The sequence below is a fragment of the Halarsenatibacter silvermanii genome (assembly GCF_900103135.1).
GTDB classification, from domain to species: domain Bacteria; phylum Bacillota; class Halanaerobiia; order Halanaerobiales; family Halarsenatibacteraceae; genus Halarsenatibacter; species Halarsenatibacter silvermanii.
Window position 1 is genome coordinate 67,014 of record NZ_FNGO01000010.1, and the last position, 20,648, is coordinate 87,661.

Consider the following 20,648-nt stretch of genomic DNA (forward strand, 5'->3'; position numbering starts at 1 on the left):
AGCAGGTCAGGGTAAAAACTGAGTCATTAATAATTACAAGATAGAGTAAATATCTCCTGCTAAAACAAAGAAATAATAAAATTCACAAAAATAACCCTCCCAGGTGAAACATTGTTTGACAAATTTATTGGACTGGTGATATGATGGTTTAAAGCTATGGGCGTTTGAAAATATATATTTAGTTAAATCGTGCACGGGTTAACATTCCCGGGAGGGTCTACATATGGGACAAATGGAGAGAATAGGAGTTATGACCAGCGGAGGCGACGCTCCGGGCATGAATGCAGCCGTGAGAGCTATAACCCGCTGGGGTAAAGATGCCGGATTGGATATATTGGGCATCAAAAGAGGCTATGCTGGCCTTTTAAATGAGGAAATAATTCCTCTGTCCGATAGTGATGTTTCGGGAAAGGTAAACAGAGGCGGGACTTTTTTGCTTACAGCGAGAAGCGAAAAGTTTCGCAGTGAAGAAGGACAGCAGAAGGCTCTGGAAATGCTGCACAAAAATCAGATCGATGGTTTGATCGTAATAGGCGGCGATGGTTCGATGCGCGGCGCTAAAAAGCTCGAAGAAAAGGGGTTTCCCACAGCTTTTCTTCCAGGAACTATAGATAATGACATTCCCTGTACTGATTACTCCATAGGTTTTGATACCGCTATAAACACCGTTACGAACATCGTCGATAAAATTCGCGATACTGCTACTTCTCACGAAAGAGTTTTTATAATCGAAACCATGGGGCGTCACAGCGGAGTTTTAACGCTGGAAGCCGGTCTGGCTGCCGGAGCTGAAGCAGTATTAATTCCGGAAATAAAGTTTGATATTGAAGAAGTATGCCGGATTGTTGCAAAAGGATATGATCGTGGTAAGCTTCATAATCTTATCCTCGTGGCTGAAGGAGTGGATTACACTCATGGAGAGAGCTATGCTGACAGGAAGAACAGAGTGGTGTTTGAAATAGGAAAAAAAATAGAAAGCCGCACCGGTCATGAAGTGCGAGAGATAGTTTTAGGACATGTTCAGCGGGGAGGAGCTCCCTCGGCCAAAGATAGAATTTTGGCCAGCAAAATGGGATCCAGAGTTTTAGAGGGCATTCTGGAAGGTAAGTCAGGCATGATGGTCGCTAAAGAAGGAAATCTTTTCAGAATGATTTCTTATGAAAAGGTATTAAATAATGAAGTTTCAATCGACAAAAGTCTTTATGAACTGGCCCATATTATAGGCTAGCAGCGAGGTTAATTTCTTTGTTAGTTTTTCTTTCTAACGCTGGTGAATAATTTAGCAAAATTTCATCCGGGGCAGCCCGGTCAGGAGGTATAATTATGCGGAAAACCAAAATTGTCTGCACTCTGGGACCTGCCAGCAACGACAGGTCGACACTAAGACAGATGGCGGAAAGCGGCATGAATGTAGCGCGTTTTAACTTTTCTCACGGGGAGCATGAAGAACATCTTCATAGAATCAATATGGTTAGAAAGGTCGAAGAAGAATTGGGGGATCCAATAGCCCTCATGCTCGATACTCAGGGGCCAGAAATCAGGACCGGAGAACTTGTCGAAGATGAGGTTGAGCTCGTTGAAGGCGAAGAAGTGGTGATAACTACCGATGAAGTCGAAGGGGACAGAGATAAATTCAGCGTTTTTTATGATAACCTACCCAACGATGTCGATCCAGGCAGCACCATACTGGTTGATGATGGTTTGATCGAGCTTGAAGTTCTTTCGGTAGCCGGTTCAGAAATAAACTGTAAAATTATGAACGGCAGCAAGCTGGGAACATATAAGGGTGTCAACCTGCCCGGTATAAAAGTAAAACTTCCGGCTCTAACCGATAAGGATAGAAAGGATATCAAGTTCGGATGCGAACAGGGGGTTCATTTTGTGGCGGCCTCTTTTGTTCGAAAGGCAGACGATGTGATCGAAATAAGAAAACTTTTGGAGGAAAATAACAGCGAAGATATAGGCATTATCCCAAAGATTGAAAATCAGGAAGGCGTCGAAAATATTGATGAAATTATCGAAGTTTCAGATGGAATCATGGTTGCCAGAGGTGATCTCGGGGTTGAGCTTCCAGCAGAAAGAGTACCCATAATACAAAAAAGCATTATTCGCAAATGCAATCAGGCGGCTATACCAGTAATCACCGCCACTCAGATGCTCGATTCTATGATCAGAAATCCTCGGCCTACCAGGGCCGAAGCCTCTGATGTGGCCAATGCAATTTTTGACGGGACGGACGCGATAATGCTTTCCGGAGAATCGGCAGCAGGGAATTATCCCGTGGAAGCGGTTAAAACTATGGCCAAAATCGCCCGGGAAACAGAAAACTCCCTGTCTTATACCAGAGATCTATTTCAGGATGATGAGTCTCAAAAAACTGCCACAGAAGCTATAAGTCTTGCTTCATGTGAGACAGCCGTGAATCTCGAGGCAGATGCGATTATAACATCTACTGATTCAGGTCTTACGGCCAGGATGGTCGCTAAATACCGGCCCGATATTAAGATAATAGCTGTGACTCCCAATGATAGAGTTCTGCACTCGCTAGCTTTAAGCTGGGGAGTTGCTCCCCTTAAAGGAGAAAATGCTGATTCCACTGATAAGATGATACAGCTTTCCATAGACTCTGCTCTGGATAAAGGCTATATAAAAAATGGTGATCTCGTTACAGTTACTGCTGGAGCCCCTGTGGGCATGCCCGGTACAACAAATCTCATAAAAGTTGACGTGGTAGGACGACCGCTGCTGGAAGGGGATGGGATTGGCAAAAGTATTATAACCGGAAATGCTATTAAAGTCTCTTCTCCTGAAGAAGCAGAGGAAAAAATCGAAGAAGGAGATATTATAGTAACTTCTATGACCGATAGTTCATATATGCCGGCTATAAAAAAGGCTGCTGGAATTATAACAGAGAAAGGTGGTCTCACCTCTCATCCCGCTATCGTAGGGCTCAATCTGGAAAAACCTGTGGTAGTGGGGGTAGGGGATGCTGCTGACAAAATCGAAGATGGTGGGGAAATCACACTTGACGGAGTAAGAGGTCTGGTATACAAGGGTATCGCCCATCTTCGTTGAACAGATTAATAAGATATTAGCAGAAAAACCAAAAGGAGCGGGGGGAAATTTCCCCCGCTCCTTTTTCTGATTCGGAAGTAAAGAGGCCGCGTAGCCACCCGGAATATTGGAACTGTCGGAAGAACCCGTACAGACTTTCCTGCAAATGACCGAAGCTTAACTTCATGGTGCTCGGAACATACTTCTTAGATTTCTCAATCATTCACTTCTGAACTCCGAGGAACCTTACTGCTTACAGTCACGATAAGCTTTTAAATCTAAAATCTTAAATCCTGCTGATTTCCGGATGATGGTCTCTTTACTTCCACCTTTATAGTACCAGATAGAGCGTCAAAAGTCAAGTAAAATTTGAACATTTTATAATATTAAAAAATAACTTGCGATTTTTTTGCTGCTAACCGCCTCCGGGAACAATAGATTACCTGGGTCGGTTGCTATCATGATTTTTGCCCCGGGGAGAATAATTTATTTTGCGAGCATACCAGGGACCCAATTTGGGGGTCAAAATTATTACTGAGGCTAAAAAACCCGGTTTTCCGGATCCATCATCCAGCGCGAGAAAAAGTATAAACTGCTGAAAAAGACCGTAAAGCATTGTCCCCAAGACCGCTCCAGGAATGATGGAAGCGAAATGAAGAGTTTTATAGAGGGGGTTTGAAAATCTGCTCCGATAACTTCGCAATTTCATTCTCAATTTGTGTACTCCCCAAAAACCTGTAAGTCCGATATATCCACCAAGCAGAGGCAGAAATATCAGGGCGGGAGTGGAAAGATTCAACAATAAAGCCAGAGCAGATGCTGCGGCCAAACAGATGAGCCCTGAAGCCGTAGCAAGACGGCCCAAATAAAGGATGAACTCATCTTTATTGCGATTTTGGTAGCTCATTTTTACCTCCTGTAAATTAGATCTGTAACTGTTCAATAGCTTTGCAGACATAATTATATCACATATCCGCCTGGAATTCAGTTTTTATTCTGTTGCAACTTTCTGTTAAAAATGATATATTTGAATCTGGCAGGTAATCAAATTAAACACTTTAATATAGATATTGGCTGTGATTATTCCTTCATAAATTCCTGACTTCCAAATAACAAGAGGGGGTTATTGTATTGATTAAGAAAAGTGGAATTCTGGCGATTTTATTTGCCGTCGTTCTGGTAATCAGTTTTATGGGTTTTAGCCAGCCGGCTGAAGCAGAGACTATTCAGGTAGGTGCAGTTTTTTCTTTAGGTGGTCTGGGTGATCTGTCATTTAACGATCTCGCTTATGAAGCTCTGGAAAATGCCAGCGAAGATTATGATGTGGAATTTGATTATATTGAACCTGATAGCTCAGCGGATTTCGATCCCTCACTTCGCAGATTTGCTGAAAGGAATTACGATCTGGTTTTAGCTGTCGGTTTCCTGCAGGAAGAGGAAGTAAGACAGATTTCTCAGGAATATCCTCATGTGAATTTCGCCCATGTTGATGTTGCTCATGAGCCAGCTATCGATAATGTCAGAGGAATGCTATTTGCCGACCATCAAAGTTCCTTTTTGGTAGGAGCTCTTTCAGCTCTGGTTACAGAAGAAGACAATGTGGGTTTTCTCGGCGGCATCGACAGTCCCCTTATCAACAAATTTGAGGGTGGTTTCGTACAGGGGGTGGAGTATATAGCCGAAGAAGACAAAGATATCGAAATCCAGCGCAGTTATGCCGATAGTTTTGATGATGCTGCTCGCGGGCGAGAAATAGCACTTGGATTTATCGATGATGGTGCCGATGTTATTTATCATGCTTCCGGTGGAACAGGTGATGGTCTTTTCACCGCTGCTGAAGAAGAAGACATCTATGCCATTGGGGTGGATTCCAATCAAAACTGGATTTCTCCAGGGCATATAATAGCGAGCAAACTGAAAAACGTTGATGTAGCAGTGTATAATACAATTGAAGATGTTGTTAAAGGTGACTTTGAAGGTGGCAGAAATATGGAATTTGATCTGGAAGTTGATGGTGTAGGAACAACTCCACTCGAGTCTGTCATAGATGAAGTTATAGAGCCGGAACTCGATGAGGAAGATAGAGAAGCAATTCTCCAGATGAAAGAAGAAGTAACCGCACCTCACGCAGAGCGAATTGAGGAAATTCGCGAAAAGATTATTGAAGATGAAATAGAGATTGAAGACTGGTCTGAAATCGGCAGACAATAAGAAACAAAATCAATTGAGCTCTCATAAAATTGAATGATTTTAAAAATGTGAGAACAACGTTATATCTGGACTTCACCTCCGGAAGCGGATTCCAGGTGGTGGGGTCCTGCTTTTTGTTTTATTCAGAGCAGTTTTTATTTCAAAAACTGGAGGCACAGTTTATGGCTTCAGAAATAACTTCAGATGAGGTCCATGATAAAAATATTCTCGAAATGAGGGGAATCACCAAACTTTTTCCTGGTGTCAGGGCTAACGATGAGGTTGATCTGATCGTCGAGGATGGAGAAATTCACGCTCTGGTGGGCGAAAATGGTGCTGGAAAAACCACTTTGATGAAAATTTTATACGGAATGCTGGAGGCGGATGCGGGTAAAATTTTTTATAATGGCCAAGAAGTTGACATTGAAGGCCCTCAGGATGCTATAAATCTGGGAATAGGTATGGTGCACCAGCATTTTAAACTGGTGGACACTCTGACCGTGACGGAGAATATTATCCTCGGTTCAGAGCCCAGAAAAGGGTTATCTATAAACGTTAAAAAGGCCAAAAAGAGAGTTGAGGAAATCTCAGAAAAGTTTGGTCTTCACGTCGATCCCGATGCTAAAATTCAAGATATACCGGTCGGAATGCAGCAGAGAGTTGAAATAATTAAGATCCTTTATCGAGGAGCCGATCTTTTGGTCTTTGATGAACCGACGGCGGTTCTTACCCCTCAGGAGATAGATGAATTGTTTGAGATTTTTCGCTCTCTTAAAGAAGAAGGCAAAACAATGATATTTATAACGCATAAACTTCAGGAAGTAAAAAAAGTTACCGACAGCATAACTGTTCTTCGAGATGGAAAGAGCGTGGGCAGAGTAAAGACTGAAAATGTAAGCCAGAATGAAGTAGCTGAAATGATGGTGGGACGAGAGGTTTTATTCGACGTCGAGAAAAAAAAGGCCAGCCCGGGAGAGAAAATTCTCGAAGTAGAGCGCCTGCATGTAAATGATAATAGAGGTATCGAAGCAGTTAGTGGAATTTCCTTTTCAATAGATAGAGGAGAAATTTTTGGGGTTGCCGGTGTTGAAGGTAACGGTCAAACTGAACTCGTCGAGGCGCTGACGGGATTGAGAGAGATCGAGTCGGGGAGTGTTAATTATAAAGGCGAAGATATTACCGGAATCGATGCCCGGCAGATTAAGGATAGAAAGATTGCCCATATTCCCGAAGACAGGCAGCGCCGGGGACTGATTCTTGATTTTGACCTGGCTGAAAATATGATTCTGGGTTATCAGCATCAAACACCTTTCTCTCGAAATGGTCTGATGAATTATGAAAGGATATATGATAATGCTGAAGCTCTAATAGAAGAATTTGATGTGAGAACCAGCAGCTTTCGCAATTCTGCCGGCAAATTATCAGGGGGGAATCAGCAGAAAGCTGTGATAGCCAGGGAATTTTCAAGGAATCCGGAACTCCTTATAGCCTCTCAGCCGACACGTGGGGTAGATGTAGGGTCTATTGAGTTTATTCACGAGCAGCTTGTAAAAAAGCGTGATGAAGGTGTGGCAGTTTTGCTTGTATCAGCTGAGCTTTCGGAAATAATTTCGCTCAGCGATAGAATAGGTGTCATTTTCGATGGGGAACTTGTGAAAATTATGAAGACCGCCCGGACCGATGAAAGAGAGCTGGGAAAACTGATGACCGGCGGTACAGTAAAGGAGGCGGATTAGAATGTCAGATCTCCTGAGCGGTTCGGGAGACTCGTTGGCCAGCAGCAAAATTAAAAAGATTTTGCTGGATTTAGGCCTTTCTCTGCTTTCTATTGTAATTGCTCTTCTTGTTGGGGCTATTTTTATTGTTCTGGCCGGGGAATCTCCTGCGGTGGCCTATGGTGCTCTTTATGAAGGGGCCCTCGGCGGTACCAGACAGATTCTGAGCACCTTCTGGCGGTCTACTCCTTTGATTTTTACCGGCTTTGCTCTGGCTATCCCCTTTCGCGCGGGACTTTTTAATATTGGAGGAGAGGGCCAGCTGCTGGTGGGTGGTTTTTCGGCAGCTTTTGTAGGTTTTTATTTCGAGCTGCCCGCAGTCATCCATGCTCCTTTTGCTCTGCTGGCCGGTGTTGCTGCCGGGGGGATTTGGGCTTTAATACCTGCTGTTCTCAAAGCGTTAAAAGGAGCTCATGAGGTAATCGTTACAATAATGATGAATTATATAGCAACTTATCTAACTATTCATTATGGAATAAATTATTTTAGAGAAGGAGGGCGTCAGGCACTGCCAGACATACATGAATCGGCGGAAATTTTTCGACTGGCAGAAATTACTGAACTCCCCCTGTTGGGCAATCTTCCCTTCGTGCATATGCTATCTTACCCGGGACTGCGACTCCATGTAAACTTTTTGCTGGCTCTTATCTCAGCGCTGTTGTTATGGTTTCTTCTCTGGAAAACCACCTATGGATACGAGATAAGGTCGGTGGGACTCAATCCCTCTGCCGCCGAGTATGGTGGTATTAGTTCAAATAAAAACATCATCATCTCCATGGTTATAGGAGGAGCTCTGGCCGGTCTGGCCGGCGCTGGAGAGGCGCTGGGCACTCACCATACCTTTATTCAGGGAATGGATGCAGGTCATGGTTTCACCGGTATAGCTGTCGCATTGCTGGGGCGTAATCACCCAGCGGGAATCATTCTGGCGGGTATTCTCTTCGGGGGGCTATCCGAAGGAGGCCTGGAGATGCAGTTTGCTGGTGTACCTGCTGAAATCGTAGAAATTGTACAGGGTCTGATTATATTTTTCGTGGCGGCTCTGCAGATGCTCAAATACTTCCTGGCTCGCAGAAGAGCTAAAGGGGAGGATGAATGATGGAGACCTTAAGACAGCTATTTTCCGTTCCTCTGATACTTTCCAGCCTGCGTTTTGCCACTCCCTTAGTGCTGGCGGCTATCGGAGGAACTTTCAATGAGCGTTCAGGGGTAATTAATATTGGATTGGAAGGGATGATGCTGTTTGGAGCTTTTTCTGCGGTTTACGGCACTTTCATCACGGGGAATCCCTGGCTGGGGGTTTTATATGCGGCTGCAGGCGGTGCACTTTTAGCTCTTATTCTGGCGGTTGTCTGTGTCTCGCTTAAGGCTGATCAAATAGTAGTTGCTACCGGTATCAATATATTTGCCTCTGGCTTAACTGTTTATTTGCTTCAGATATTTTTTGATTCCGCCGGCAGATCGCCGCGTGTCCCCAGGCTGCCAGCATTTCGGGTGCTCGGCGCGCGTTATAATCCCATGACGCTTTTGGCGGTCCTGCTGGTTCCGATAGCCTGGTATATTCTTTTCCGTACTCCCTGGGGTTTGAGAATCCGTTCTGTGGGAGAACATCCGAGTGCTGCTGATTCTCTAGGGATTGATGTAAATAAGTATAGATTTATCTGTGTTCTTATAAGTGGAGTTCTGGCCGGTCTGGCCGGAGCCCATCTCAGTATTGGTGACGGAGCTTCTTTTCTCAGCGATATGTCAGAAGGTCGCGGATTTATTGCTCTGGCGGCTATGATTTTTGGCAAATGGAATCCCCTGGGGGCTCTGGGGGCTGCCCTGCTCTTTGGATATTTTGAGGCAGTTGCCATCAGGGTCGACATACTCTGGCTTCCTTCTGAACTGCTGCGTTCGATACCATATATAATGACTATAATAGTTCTTGCCGGTGCCATCGGTCGGGCCAGCCCGCCCGCTTCTATAGGCGAGCCCTATTTTCAGGAAGAAGAATAGCCGTTATAAAACTTGAAAGCTGAGATCATCTGAGGTAAAATGAGTTAAGATAATTAAATTGAGTGGTTGTTAAATCTTTTTTTTGCAAACAGGAGTGAAATATAAATTGATCTCTATTACGGGAACATTTGCTGCCTTTTTACTGGTCGTATTTTTGCTTTCACAGCAAAGAAGCCTGGGTACAGCCATGCTGATTGGGTCTTTGCTGGTTGGTTTGACCGCAACTGAGGATTTTTCCTATAATTTTCAGCAGCTGGGGTCGACTTTTCTGGAAGGGGTATATGACCCTATGACCCTGCAGCTGGTTGCTCTGGTCAGCCTGGTCACTATTTTTGCCTATATGATGAAAGAGATGAGTATGCTGAAGGATTTGATCGCCGTAGTGACAAATTACCTCAATAGTGCCTATCTATCCATTGTAACGATCCCATCATTGATAGGAGTGCTGCCCATTCCGGGAGGAGCCATATTTTCCGCCCCGATGATTGAGCCTTTGGGTGAAAAGATGAAATTGGATGGGGCCGAGCTGACATCTCTTAACATTTATTTTCGGCATCTCTGGTATTTTTCATTCCCATACATCCCCAGTTTAATTCTGGCCTCTTCTTTATCAGGGATTGATCTGCTTACAATAGCAGCCATGCATCTTCCGATAGTCGGATTTATGATTGTCATAGGATGGATCTATTACGGAAGGGCTGGAGCCGGCAGAGAAGAGATGGAAAAAAACGCCGCGGATTCTTCTGCGGATCAAAAAGAAGCTGAGGCTACAGGCGATTCTTCTCCTTCCCGCAAAAAATTGATCAACGCTTTTCTTCCCTATCTGGTCGTGCTGCTGCCACCAATTTTGCTGGGAATAGACTTTGTGCTCTCACTGTTGATTGGCATTGTTCTGGTAGCACTGCTAAAAAGGGAAAACTTTAAACTGAGCATGATCAAAAATGGTTTCAACCTCGATCTGGCCTATGGTATATTTGGTATCATGATTTTTAGAGCCTTTATAGAAAATTCAGAGGGAGTGGAAAACTTTACAGAATTCTTTCTGGAAGCAGGTATATCTCCTCTACTTCTCGCTCTGATAGTTCCCTTTGTAGTTGGATTGCTGACAGGCAATCACGTCGGTGCTATCGGTATTTCCTATCCGGTGGTTTTGTCGGTTTTTTCCGGGAGTAATGCTTTCCCTCTCTGGCATATGATAATTTTCAGCACCAGTTACTTTGGTTATATGATGTCTCCTTTTCATATGTGCAATATCATGACCGTAAAGTATTATAATACGACGCTCAAAAGTTATTATAAACATATACTTTTACCCATGGGTAGTTCAGCTGCAGGAGTGCTTCTGCTGGGGGTTATATACTGGTTCTGGATGGCAATATAAGTTTTGGGAGAAAACTGGGGGTATTCCGATGAAATTCAAATTTGAAGCCGGGATGGAAATTCCAGAGTCCGAGGTCGATCTGCTCGCCGTTGGTGAACTTTTGGTCGACCTGATAGCTGAGCAGGAGACCGGAGGTTTAGCCCGGGCTGAAAGATTTGGGCGGCATTTTGGTGGCTCTCCTGCCAATATAGCCCTTAATGTCAGGAGCCTCGGTCCTAAAACATCTCTTATCAGCAGGGTGGGTGAAGATGGTCTCGGCGATTTTCTGCTTGATATATTAAAGAAGGGCGAAGTCGAAATAAAGGGCATCAGACGTGATAGGCAGGAGAATACCTCGATTATTTTAATAACTCAGAGCAAAGAATCTCCGGAATTTCTGGCCTATCGTGGAGCGGAAAAATGTCTCAAACCTGGAGATATAGATTCAGAACTGATCAGAAGATCTGGACTGGTTCACATATCGACCTTTGCTATCTCTGCAGCAAAGAGTAGACGAGCTCTGGACAAAGTGATGAGAATCGCCAGAGATCAGGGGAAGATTTTATCGCTGGATCCGAATTACCGTCCTCAACTCTGGGAGGGAGATAATCCCGGACACGAGTACATAAAAGAACTTCTGAAAAAGGTTAATATCGTTAAGCCTTCTCTGGATGATGCCCGGGCCCTATTCGGACCGGCCAGCCGCGAGGAATACATCCGGATGTTTCATAATGCAGGTGCGGATTTGGTTATACTTACTCTAGGGGCTGATGGATTGCTGGCTTCGACCGGGGAGGAGCAGAAATATTACCCTTCCCTTGCTGAGGAAGTCAAAGATACCACCGGAGCGGGAGATGCTTTTTGGTCGGGTTTTTATGCCGGACTGATCGGGGGAAAAAAGCTCTCTGCTTCTATACAATGTGGAAATGCGCTGGCAGCTGAAGCATTAAAAATGACCGGTGCTCCTTTGGAGGCTGCTGATCTGGAGGAGATCAAAAAAAAATATGAGATCGATGCCGGGGAGTGAAAAAAATAATGGCAAAAAAACCGCAGCTGATAGCTTTTTTAAATCCGCAGGGAAATTTTGATCCCGGAGATAGCTATTGGACTGAACATCCCGATTTTGGTGGTCAGCTGGTTTACGTCAAAGAAGTAGCCCTGGCTCTGGCAGAATCACACGGAGTCAGAGTTGATATTCTGACCCGCAGAATCAAAGATACTGACTGGCCTGAGTTTTCCGAGAGGATTGAGAAATATCCTCGCAGTGATCGGGTGAGAATTGTAAGAATACCCTTCGGAGGAGATGCATTTCTCAACAAGGAGCAGTTATGGCCTCATATTATTGATTATGTTGATGGTATAGAGCATTTTTATGATGAAGAAGGCGAGTTTCCGGACATTGCCACCACTCATTATGGAGACGGGGGACTGGCAGGTGCAATGCTTTTTGAGAGGAAGCAAATTCCCTTTACATTCACAGGACACTCGCTGGGAGCTCAAAAAATGGATAAACTCAATGTTAGCAGTGAAAATCTCGAAGAAATGCTCGACCGTTTCAATTTTCATCTTAGAATTGCCGCGGAAAGATTAAGTATGAACAACTCTGCCACGATTTTTGTCTCGACCGAGCAGGAACGAAAAACACAGTACACACATCCCGCCTACGATGATGTGGTGGATATTGAAGATGATGACAGCTTTTCCGTGGTTCCTCCCGGCGTAAATCTGGATGTTTTTCATTCTGAAAAAGACTCCAAAGATCACGAAATTAAGCAGCGTATTGAGAAAAAATTGAAACGAGATCTGGATTCAGGGAGGGAAGATAAGCCTGCAGTGATAGCGGCCAGCCGTCTTGATGCCAAGAAGAACCATGCCGGCCTGGTTAAAGCTTTTGCCGCAAGTCCCGAGCTGCAGGAAGAAGTCAACCTGGTTATGACTCTGCGCGGTATAGATAATCCTTTTGCCGGTTACGATCAGGCTGATGAAGATGAAAAAAAGATTCTGGATGAAATAATGGGAATAATCAGAAACAATGATTTAGAAGGTAAAGTGAGTATGTTTTCTCTGGCCAGCCAGCAGGAACTGGCTTCCTGTTATAGAGTTCTGGCTGAAAAAAAGTCTATTTTTGCTCTGGTTTCCTTCCATGAGCCATTTGGTCTGGCGCCGATCGAAGCCATGGCTTCGGGCCTGCCGGTGGTGGCAACAGAAAATGGAGGGCCGGAAGAGATTCTTTATGAAGACGACCAGGATTACGGAGTTCTCGTAAACCCCGAGGATCCTGAAGATATCTCCAGAGGACTGCTCGAAATAGTCAATTCCGAAGATGACTGGCAGTATTATCATAGAGCGGGTCAGAAAAGAGTGGAAAATAAATACACCTGGGAGGCCACCGCTGCCAGATATCTGGAACGCCTTAGCAGTATTTTAGCTCAACCCGACCGTTATCTTCCGAAGAATTTTGAAAAAGTCCCCGCATATTTTTTTGATTCTGGTGAAGAGAATGAGCTGATTGAGCTGCTTAAAGATGTTTATCCAATGGATTAATTCTGCTAATAATCATACAAAATAATTATTAGAGTATGCTGAAGGAGGCTATTAAAATTGTCCAAATCTGAAACTCTGGTTCTGTTGAAGCCTGAAGCCGTGAAAAGACAGCTTGTGGGAGAGATCATATCTCGCCTGGAGAAAGCAAATTTCAACATCGAAAGAATGAAGCTGGATTGTTTCCCGCGAGAGGTTCTGGCCGAACTTTATAAGGAACATAAAGGCAAGGATTTTTACGAAAGTATCGTGGGAGGTTTTGCCGGTGAGCCGATAGTAGCTATGATATTGAGCGGGAAAGATAATGTGATCAAGCGGGTTCGAACTATTATGGGCTCTACTGATCCAGCTGAAGCCGTCCCGGGCACTATTCGCGGTGATTATGCCCATCACATGGAACCCGATAATATAATGCATGCTTCCGACTCAGCTGAGTCTGCAAAAAGAGAAATAGAATTATTTTTCCCTGAATACAGCTAAATCACGTTCTTAAAAACTAAATTTGCCCGCAGAACCGGGCATTATTTAGGTTCTGCGGGCGTTTATCAGGTGTTCTGAAGGAATAATTCGCTGTTTTGCTTGAAGAGCAGAATAATGACCATGACTGAGATTATAAGTGCCGGCAGCAGATGAGATAGGTTGTAAATAAAGGAGTATATCCAGGGATTCTGGTTTTCCGGAGCGAATTCTGCGAAAAATATTGCGCCGGCCAGAATGTGAGACAGAAGTCTACCTCCTCCTCCCAGCCCCAGGGCAAAAAGCAATCTGCCAAATTTTATTTTACCTAACTCTGAAAAGACTGGCAAGATACCGGCGATTCCCACCATCATATAGGCCAGAGGATAATCCAGTATAAGCTGAGCCGGATGAACTATATAAGGACCGGTGATCAGCTGTAGCAGGCCGTGGATTAAGCCGGTGATAATTCCAGCTCCGCCCCCATGACGAAAGGCCACAAAAAGAATTGGCAGCATCTCCAGATTTACCGAACCACCCTGAGGCATTCTCCAGAGAGTTATGAAGCTTAATACCGTTGATAAAGATGCAGCTACAGCAGCTTCAGCCATTATTCTTGTTCTGGTCGTGTTCATCAAAAAACTCCTCCCTATCCGGGGATCTGGCTTTCGGAATACTGGAGGAGGATTTAATAATTCCCTGCGCCTGCATTACCAGGATCAGGTTATGCGGGTCGATGCAGTGCATCCTCTCAGCCTCCGAGCGAGGCTCCCCGGTATTTAATTTGCGAAAATATATTTTTAAGCACTCTATCTTCACATTTCGAGACTATAGCAAAAATTCCTTTACCTGAAAGCCGAATCCGACTTTTTAGTCGGTCTTGACATAAAATAAGTTATGTGCTAACATTATACTGGTTTTAGTATGGTATAATAGTGAATATTGTGCGGAGGTGGCGGAACTGGCAGACGCGCTAGATTTAGGATCTAGTGGGGTTTGCCCTGTGAGGGTTCGAATCCCTCCCTCCGCACCATTTTATTACATTGCCCATTCTACCTCCCCGAACCGGGCAGGGTCCCAGGTCGGGGAATTGTTTATAAATACTTGTTTTTGATTTATCATATGTAAGGAGGGCTTAATTTTATGGTCAAAAAAGTGGAGAGAGAAGAGCTGGAAGGCAATAAAGTCAGGTTAAATGTCAGGATAGAAAAAGAAGCTGTAAATAACGCGCTGGATAGAGCATACGAAAAAGTTGTGGATGAAGTGGATATTCCCGGTTTTCGCCAGGGTAAAGTTCCCAGAAAAGTTCTGGAGTCAAAGTTTGGAGAAGAGGTGCTTTATAAGGATGCTCTTGACATATTGATTCCCGGTCAGTATTCGCAGGCGGTGGAAGAAGCTGAAATTGAACCTATCGATCAACCCGATATTGAGGATTACCATATTGCCAAAGATGAAGAGGGTTCATTTACCGCTGAAGTTGAAGTGAAACCGGAAGTTGAACTCGGTGAATATACCGATTTCGATATAGATATGGAGGAGGCTGAAGTCACCGAAGAAGAGGTAGAAAAAACTCTGGAGCAGATGCAGGAGCAGCAGAGCCAGCTGGTAAGTTCTGACGGAACTCTGGTTCAGGAAGGCGATCACGTGGTCATAGATTTCACGGGATATATTGATGGAGAAACTTTCCCGGGAGGTCAGGCCGAAGAATACATTCTTGAAATAGGATCGGGAGAATTTGTGCCCGGTTTTGAGGAAAAGCTGATTGGGAAAGAAGTTGACGAGGATAAAGTGCACGAGGTAAATATTACTTTTCCGGAAGATTATGAAGCCGAAGATCTCGCAGGAGAACAGGCAATGTTTGAAGTTATTATTAAGGAGATTAAAGAAAAAGATGTTCCTGAACTGAATGATGAGTTTGCCCGGGAATCCGGCGATTATGAAACTCTTTCTGAAATGAAAGAAGAGATCAAAAATAATCTCAAAGAGCAAAAAGAACAGCGATCACGGGCGGCTGCTGAAAACGAGATAATCGAGAAGGTAACCGCAGAATCCGAAGTTGAAGTGCCCGAGCAGCTTGTCGACGAAGAATTAGATCGGATGTTTCAGCAGATGATACAAAATCTGCAGTCACAGGGGGTCGATGTAGAAGAATTTTTTGAATATCAGGATATGAATGAGGATGAATGGCGTCAGGAAAATAGAGAAGATGCCCGTGAGCGGGCCAAACAGAACCTTGTACTCGAAGCCATTGCTGCCGCTGAAGAGATTGAAGTCAGCGAAGATGAAATAGAGGATAAGATTGACGAAATAGCTGAACAGGGAGAGCAGGAACCCGAGCAGGTCAAGCAGTTTTTGCAGATGCAGGGCCAGCTGGCTGATCTGGAACAGGGTTTGAGGATGGAAAAAACTATTGATTTCCTACTCGAAAACAATTAAAATGGTATTAAGAAGAATTTATATGAAGACATGCAGGAGGTGTCTTAATGAATTTAGTTCCAATGGTGGTTGAACAAACCAGGCGAGGTGAACGTTCCTACGATATTTACTCCCGCCTTCTCAAGGATAGAATTATTTTTCTGGGATCTCATGTAACAGATGAAGTGGCAAATACTGTTATAGCACAGATGCTTTTTCTGGAAGGAGAAGACCCGGACAAAGATATTTATCTCTATATCAACAGTCCTGGAGGCTCGGTGACAGCAGCTTTGGCCATGTATGACACTATGCAGTATATAAAGCCTGATGTTGTTACTATCTGCATGGGGCAGGCTGCCAGTGCAGGTGCTCTTCTTCTGGCTGCTGGATCCGAGGGTAAAAGACATGGCCTTCCTTATTCCCGGGTTATGATTCATCAACCTGCTGGAGGCATTCAGGGCAAAGCCAGTGAGGCCGAAGTTCATGTGGAAGAACTTCTGAGAATAAGAGAAATTCTCAACGAAATTCTCAGTGAACACACCGAGAAAACCGTGGAAGAAATAGAAGAAGATGTTGAAAGAGATTATTTCATGGACGCTGAAGAAGCTAAAAACTATGGCATTATCGACGATATTATAACAAGAAGCGAGCTGCAGGATAAGTAGTTTTTAAACAGTGAGGTGATTGAATGTTTAAATTTGGAGAAGAAAAGGGCAAGCTGAAATGCTCTTTTTGCGGCAAAAGTCAGGAGCAGGTGCAGAAGCTTGTCGCCGGTCCCGGAGTATATATATGCGATGAATGTATAGATCTCTGCAACGAAATAATTGAAGAAGAGTTAGATGAAGATATGGATCTCGATCTGAAGAACCTGCCCAATCCCGGGGAGATAAAAGAAATTCTTGATGAATACGTTGTGGGCCAGGAAAGAGCCAAAAAGACTCTCTCAGTTGCAGTTTATAATCATTACAAGCGCGTAAATTCGGATATGAAAATAGATGATGTAGAATTGGAAAAAAGCAATATCATGATGATAGGGCCAACGGGTTGCGGGAAAACTCTTCTGGCACAAACTCTGGCCCGAATTCTAGATGTACCCTTTGCTATTACTGATGCTACCTCTTTAACCGAAGCCGGTTATGTGGGGGAGGACGTTGAAAATATTCTGCTGAAATTGATCCAGGCAGCTGATTATGACGTGGAAAAGGCCGAGAAAGGCATAATTTACGTCGATGAAATAGACAAAATAGCCCGCAAATCCGAAAACCCTTCCATAACCAGGGACGTTTCCGGAGAGGGTGTTCAGCAGGCTCTTTTGAAAATCTTAGAAGGCACTACTGCCAGTGTCCCGCCCCAGGGCGGTAGAAAGCACCCACATCAGGAATTTATACAGATTGATACGTCCAACATTCTTTTTATAGCTGGTGGCTCATTTGATGGTCTTGATGACATGATTGAAAATCGCATAAAAGAAAAATCTCTCGGTTTTGGGGCTGAAATTGAAACCCAGGATGAAAAAGAAAATATAGGTGAAACATTAAAGCATGTTCTGCCTCAGGATCTGCTTCATTACGGTTTGATTCCTGAATTTATAGGCCGTATGCCGGTACTGGTCACCCTGGATGAGCTGATCGAAGAGGATCTGGTAGAGATTCTGACTACTCCCAGAAATGCACTGGTTAAGCAGTACAAGAAGTTTTTTGCCATGGATGATGTGGAACTGGAGTTCACCGATGAAGCTTTGATGTCTATCTCCGAAAAAGCTCTCGATCGCAACAGCGGTGCTCGGGGACTTCGTTCCGTGGTAGAAAATGCTATTCTGGATGTCATGTACGAACTTCCTTCCTACCAGGATATCAGCAAATGTATAATTACCAAAGAAGTAGTAGAAGACGATGAGGACCCGGAATTGATCACCGAAGGCAGCAGAGAAGAGACCGCCTAATTCAGTCAAAAAAATAGATGATTACCAGGGGGATATGAGCAGTTTACCTCAGTTGAGGTGGGCTGTAATTATTCCCCTTTTCGATTTTCTTTTGCAATTTTTATTCTACAATGTCAGCTGGAAGCAGGTGATATAATCATGTTTGATAGAGCTGAATTTGTCAGAGGTGCTCATCAGCCTGATCAATTTCCTCGCCATACTTTTCCGGAAGTGGCTTTTTCCGGGCGGTCAAATGTCGGCAAGTCTTCTCTGATAAACATGCTTTTGGGCCGTAAAAAACTGGCCCGGATCAGCAAAAAGCCAGGACGCACCAAAAGCATAAACTTTTATAGGATCGACGATCGCTTCTGTCTGGTGGATCTTCCTGGTTACGGTTACGCAGGCGTGCCTGCAGAGGAACAGGAAAAATGGGCTTATCTGATCGAGGATTATCTTCATCATCGGAAAAATCTTAAAGGGATAATTCAAATTGTTGATGCTCGTCATGAACCCAGCGAAGATGATTATTTGATGATGGACTGGCTTGCTTCGGCCGAACTCAATTTTTTGATAGCTGCCACCAAATGCGACAAATTAAAAAAGAGTCGTCTTAAACCTCAGCGGAAAATGATAGCTGACAGAATGGGAATTTCTCTGGAAAAGGTCCTGTTAACCTCGGCGCGCAAAAGACAGGGTAAAAAGAGACTGGAAACCTTTATTAAAGAGGTGACAGGAATTTCTTAAGAATGTATTGGGAGGAGAGAATTTTGCCAGAAAAGCAGCCCCCCGAATTTCGCCCGGATTCAAAATTGTCTTCAGCGAATAACTACGAAGTTTTCGCTGAAATTTATGATGAGGTAATGTCTGCTGTCCCTTACGATCTCTGGTATGATTATCTCAATTTTCTTTACAGGTATCACGGTTTTGAAGATCCGGAAAATATACTGGAGCTGGCCTGCGGTACGGGGGAGGTAATGAAAAGATTTCTCGGTTATCCTGGAGAAAATACAAAAAGTGATTTTATCATTGGGGTGGACAGATCAGAATATATGCTGGCCCAGGCCCGGGAGAAACTGGCATCTATGAATGATAATTTTCTGCTGGTCCAACAGGATATAAGAGAACTGAAACTTGCCCGAGAGTTTGATTTTATATATTCTATATTCGACAGCATAAATTATATCACCGGTAAGGACGGATTGGAAAGTGTTTTTAAGGGAGTTTATGATCATCTGAAAGATGATGGAGTATTTATTTTTGATTATAACACCTGTTCCAGGCTGCAAAGTATCGAAGAGGGAGTTTCCAATTTTTATGGACACGATTTTTTCTGTCAGTGGCAGGATGAAGTTATAAAAGAAGAAGATATCTGGAGGGTGGAGCTGACGATAAATATTGATGATCGAGAAGAAATAATCTATGAGCAGCATGAGGAGAAGGCATTTCCGCTGGAAGAAGTAAAATCTTTGCTGCATAAAAGCGGTTTTGATTGGATTGAACTTTATGAAACTCCCAAACTGAAAAAAGGCAGGGAGGATAGTTTTCGTGTTCACTTCATGGCCAGTTCTCACAAACCTCCCGGGCTTTCTCCTCCGGGATATTTAAATGCTTATCTGCGCTGGAAGATGTGTAAATTAAAACATCTTTTTTTCTAAATAGAAACAGGGAGGCCGAAAATATGAGCAATAAAATTTTATCAGGTATATCAGTTTTAATTATTTTACTGTTAATCGGGTTTGGATTTTTCATGCAGCAGGAGGATGAGACAGTCGATACCGATCTGGTTGAGTATGAGGACACCGGGATTTATCTCGACACTGTAAACACCATCAGGGTATATGCTGCCAGCGAGGAGGAGGGCAAAACCGCGGTCGATCAGGTTTTTGAGAGATTGCAGGAGATAGATAGAAAACTCAGCATATACGATGAAGACAGCGAAATATCGGCAGTAAATCAACAGGCCGGAAAAGAGTCTGTGGAGGTCAGCAGAAAAACCTATGAAATTCTGGAGGATTCAATCCATTATGCCCGTGAGCTGGAGGGCAGTTTTGATCCTTCCATCGGTGCTCTTACCCTGCTTTGGGGCTGGGGCAGTGAAGAAGGGCCTTCAGTTCCAGATGAGGAGGAAGTGAGGGAAACTCTGGATTTTGTTGATTATAATAAAATAGAAATGCAGGAAAATAACAACCAGGTGAGCCTGGCTGAGGAAGGAATGCGACTTGATCTGGGAGCGATAGCTAAAGGATATGCCTCTGTTGAGGCCAGGCAGGTGCTCAAAGATAACAATATCGATAGTGCTTTTGTGAATCTCGGCGGCAATATTACGCTTATGGGAATGAAACCTGATGAAACCCCCTGGCGGATCGGAATTCAGCACCCCCGCTCGGACAGAGGGGAGGTTATGGCAGCTGTGGATGTAGATGAAGAAGAGCTTGAAACTTCCGAAGCTGTGGTTACTTCAGGAGACTATGAGAGGTATTTCGAAGAGGATGGAGAAGAATACCATCATATTATAGATCCTGAAACCGGTTATCCAACCGTGCACGAAATTATAAGTACCACGATAGTTACCGATGATCCTATTAAAGCTGATGCCTATTCTACAGGAGTGCTGGTCAGAGGTATGGATGGGCTTGAATTTGTTGAAGAGACCGAAAATATGGAAGCAGTTTTTATCAGTGAAAATCTGGATGTTTTTGCTACCAGCGGGGTTCGAGACAGGCTGGAGCTTTTCGATGAAGAGTTTGAAATGGTCGATATGGAAGAAATATAGATAGACTTAGTTTAAAAATTACGGTGCTTTTTTTATCTAAATTACAGTCGGCCGCAGGCAGTCTCGCCCCCCTGCGGCTGTTTTTTTAATTGGCAGAGGAAAATAAAAATTTTTACAGAAATATTTAAGATAGAAGCATCTTTTTATTATCATTATTAAATATAA

General features: G+C 43.9%; 18 protein-coding genes, 1 tRNA gene and 1 riboswitch. Of the genes, 17 read left to right on the forward strand and 2 right to left on the reverse strand.

What is annotated here, in order from left to right:
* The first annotated feature begins 232 nt into the window (after nucleotides 1-232).
* Nucleotides 233-1,228, forward strand: a complete 996-nt coding sequence (locus tag BLT15_RS06895) for an ATP-dependent 6-phosphofructokinase (RefSeq protein ID WP_089760137.1) — start codon at nucleotides 233-235, stop codon at nucleotides 1,226-1,228.
* Nucleotides 1,229-1,323: 95 nt separating this feature from the next.
* The gene (pyk, locus tag BLT15_RS06900; RefSeq protein ID WP_089760065.1) at nucleotides 1,324-3,075 is read left to right on the forward strand and encodes a pyruvate kinase; all 1,752 of its coding nucleotides are present in this window, start codon (nucleotides 1,324-1,326) and stop codon (nucleotides 3,073-3,075) included.
* A gap of 418 nt (nucleotides 3,076-3,493) precedes the next feature.
* On the opposite strand, the gene BLT15_RS06905 is transcribed toward pyk, so the two are convergent.
* Nucleotides 3,494-3,961, reverse strand: coding sequence for a hypothetical protein (locus BLT15_RS06905; protein ID WP_089760067.1), 468 nt, complete (start codon nucleotides 3,959-3,961; stop codon nucleotides 3,494-3,496).
* A 224-nt stretch (nucleotides 3,962-4,185) separates the two neighbouring features.
* Here BLT15_RS06905 and BLT15_RS06910 point away from each other — a divergent pair, with 224 nt between their 5' ends.
* The 8 genes from BLT15_RS06910 (at nucleotide 4,186) to ndk (ending at nucleotide 13,398) form a co-directional block, all read left to right on the forward strand.
* The gene (locus BLT15_RS06910; RefSeq protein WP_234985537.1) at nucleotides 4,186-5,265 is read left to right on the forward strand and encodes a BMP family lipoprotein; all 1,080 of its coding nucleotides are present in this window, start codon (nucleotides 4,186-4,188) and stop codon (nucleotides 5,263-5,265) included.
* A 161-nt stretch (nucleotides 5,266-5,426) separates the two neighbouring features.
* Nucleotides 5,427-6,980, forward strand: coding sequence for an ABC transporter ATP-binding protein (locus BLT15_RS06915; RefSeq protein ID WP_089760142.1), 1,554 nt, complete (start codon nucleotides 5,427-5,429; stop codon nucleotides 6,978-6,980).
* Nucleotide 6,981: 1 nt separating this feature from the next.
* Nucleotides 6,982-8,118, forward strand: coding sequence for an ABC transporter permease (locus tag BLT15_RS06920; RefSeq protein ID WP_089760070.1), 1,137 nt, complete (start codon nucleotides 6,982-6,984; stop codon nucleotides 8,116-8,118).
* Nucleotides 8,118-9,017, forward strand: coding sequence for an ABC transporter permease (locus tag BLT15_RS06925; RefSeq protein ID WP_089760072.1), 900 nt, complete (start codon nucleotides 8,118-8,120; stop codon nucleotides 9,015-9,017). The genes BLT15_RS06920 and BLT15_RS06925 overlap by 1 nt, the downstream gene beginning before the upstream one ends.
* A gap of 106 nt (nucleotides 9,018-9,123) precedes the next feature.
* Entirely contained in the window at nucleotides 9,124-10,398 is a 1,275-nt protein-coding gene (locus tag BLT15_RS06930; RefSeq protein ID WP_089760074.1) for a DUF401 family protein, read from the forward strand.
* Nucleotides 10,399-10,426: 28 nt separating this feature from the next.
* A complete protein-coding gene (locus BLT15_RS06935; RefSeq protein ID WP_089760077.1) occupies nucleotides 10,427-11,404 on the forward strand; it encodes a carbohydrate kinase family protein in 978 nt (325 codons plus the stop codon).
* Between the two features lie 8 nt (nucleotides 11,405-11,412).
* Nucleotides 11,413-12,921 (forward strand): glycosyltransferase, encoded by a 1,509-nt coding sequence (locus BLT15_RS06940; RefSeq protein WP_089760145.1) that lies wholly within the window; start codon nucleotides 11,413-11,415, stop codon nucleotides 12,919-12,921.
* A 57-nt stretch (nucleotides 12,922-12,978) separates the two neighbouring features.
* Complete coding sequence (gene ndk / locus BLT15_RS06945; protein ID WP_089760079.1) at nucleotides 12,979-13,398, forward strand: nucleoside-diphosphate kinase; 420 nt, start codon at nucleotides 12,979-12,981, stop codon at nucleotides 13,396-13,398.
* A 65-nt stretch (nucleotides 13,399-13,463) separates the two neighbouring features.
* On the opposite strand, the gene thiT is transcribed toward ndk, so the two are convergent.
* Nucleotides 13,464-14,009 carry an energy-coupled thiamine transporter ThiT gene (gene thiT, locus BLT15_RS06950; protein ID WP_089760081.1) on the reverse strand — a complete coding sequence of 182 codons (546 nt, stop codon included), beginning with the start codon at nucleotides 14,007-14,009 and terminating at the stop codon, nucleotides 13,464-13,466.
* A 43-nt stretch (nucleotides 14,010-14,052) separates the two neighbouring features.
* Nucleotides 14,053-14,159: riboswitch (TPP riboswitch) on the reverse strand.
* Between the two features lie 161 nt (nucleotides 14,160-14,320).
* Here thiT and BLT15_RS06955 point away from each other — a divergent pair.
* The 7 genes from BLT15_RS06955 to BLT15_RS06985 all read left to right on the forward strand — a co-directional run bounded on the left by BLT15_RS06955 (nucleotide 14,321) and on the right by BLT15_RS06985 (nucleotide 20,483).
* A tRNA-Leu gene (locus BLT15_RS06955) sits at nucleotides 14,321-14,407 on the forward strand.
* 110 nt (nucleotides 14,408-14,517) lie between these two features.
* Nucleotides 14,518-15,810 carry a trigger factor gene (gene tig, locus BLT15_RS06960; RefSeq protein ID WP_089760084.1) on the forward strand — a complete coding sequence of 431 codons (1,293 nt, stop codon included), beginning with the start codon at nucleotides 14,518-14,520 and terminating at the stop codon, nucleotides 15,808-15,810.
* A 47-nt stretch (nucleotides 15,811-15,857) separates the two neighbouring features.
* Entirely contained in the window at nucleotides 15,858-16,454 is a 597-nt protein-coding gene (gene clpP / locus BLT15_RS06965) for an ATP-dependent Clp endopeptidase proteolytic subunit ClpP (RefSeq protein WP_089760086.1), read from the forward strand.
* Nucleotides 16,455-16,477: 23 nt separating this feature from the next.
* Complete coding sequence (clpX, locus tag BLT15_RS06970) at nucleotides 16,478-17,731, forward strand: ATP-dependent Clp protease ATP-binding subunit ClpX (RefSeq protein ID WP_089760089.1); 1,254 nt, start codon at nucleotides 16,478-16,480, stop codon at nucleotides 17,729-17,731.
* Nucleotides 17,732-17,869: 138 nt separating this feature from the next.
* Nucleotides 17,870-18,454 (forward strand): ribosome biogenesis GTP-binding protein YihA/YsxC, encoded by a 585-nt coding sequence (yihA, locus tag BLT15_RS06975; RefSeq protein WP_089760091.1) that lies wholly within the window; start codon nucleotides 17,870-17,872, stop codon nucleotides 18,452-18,454.
* A 23-nt stretch (nucleotides 18,455-18,477) separates the two neighbouring features.
* On the forward strand, nucleotides 18,478-19,365 hold the full coding sequence (locus BLT15_RS06980) for a class I SAM-dependent DNA methyltransferase (protein WP_159429850.1): 888 nt from the start codon (nucleotides 18,478-18,480) through the stop codon (nucleotides 19,363-19,365).
* A 23-nt stretch (nucleotides 19,366-19,388) separates the two neighbouring features.
* Entirely contained in the window at nucleotides 19,389-20,483 is a 1,095-nt protein-coding gene (locus tag BLT15_RS06985) for an FAD:protein FMN transferase (RefSeq protein WP_089760096.1), read from the forward strand.
* Nucleotides 20,484-20,648 lie beyond the last annotated feature (165 nt).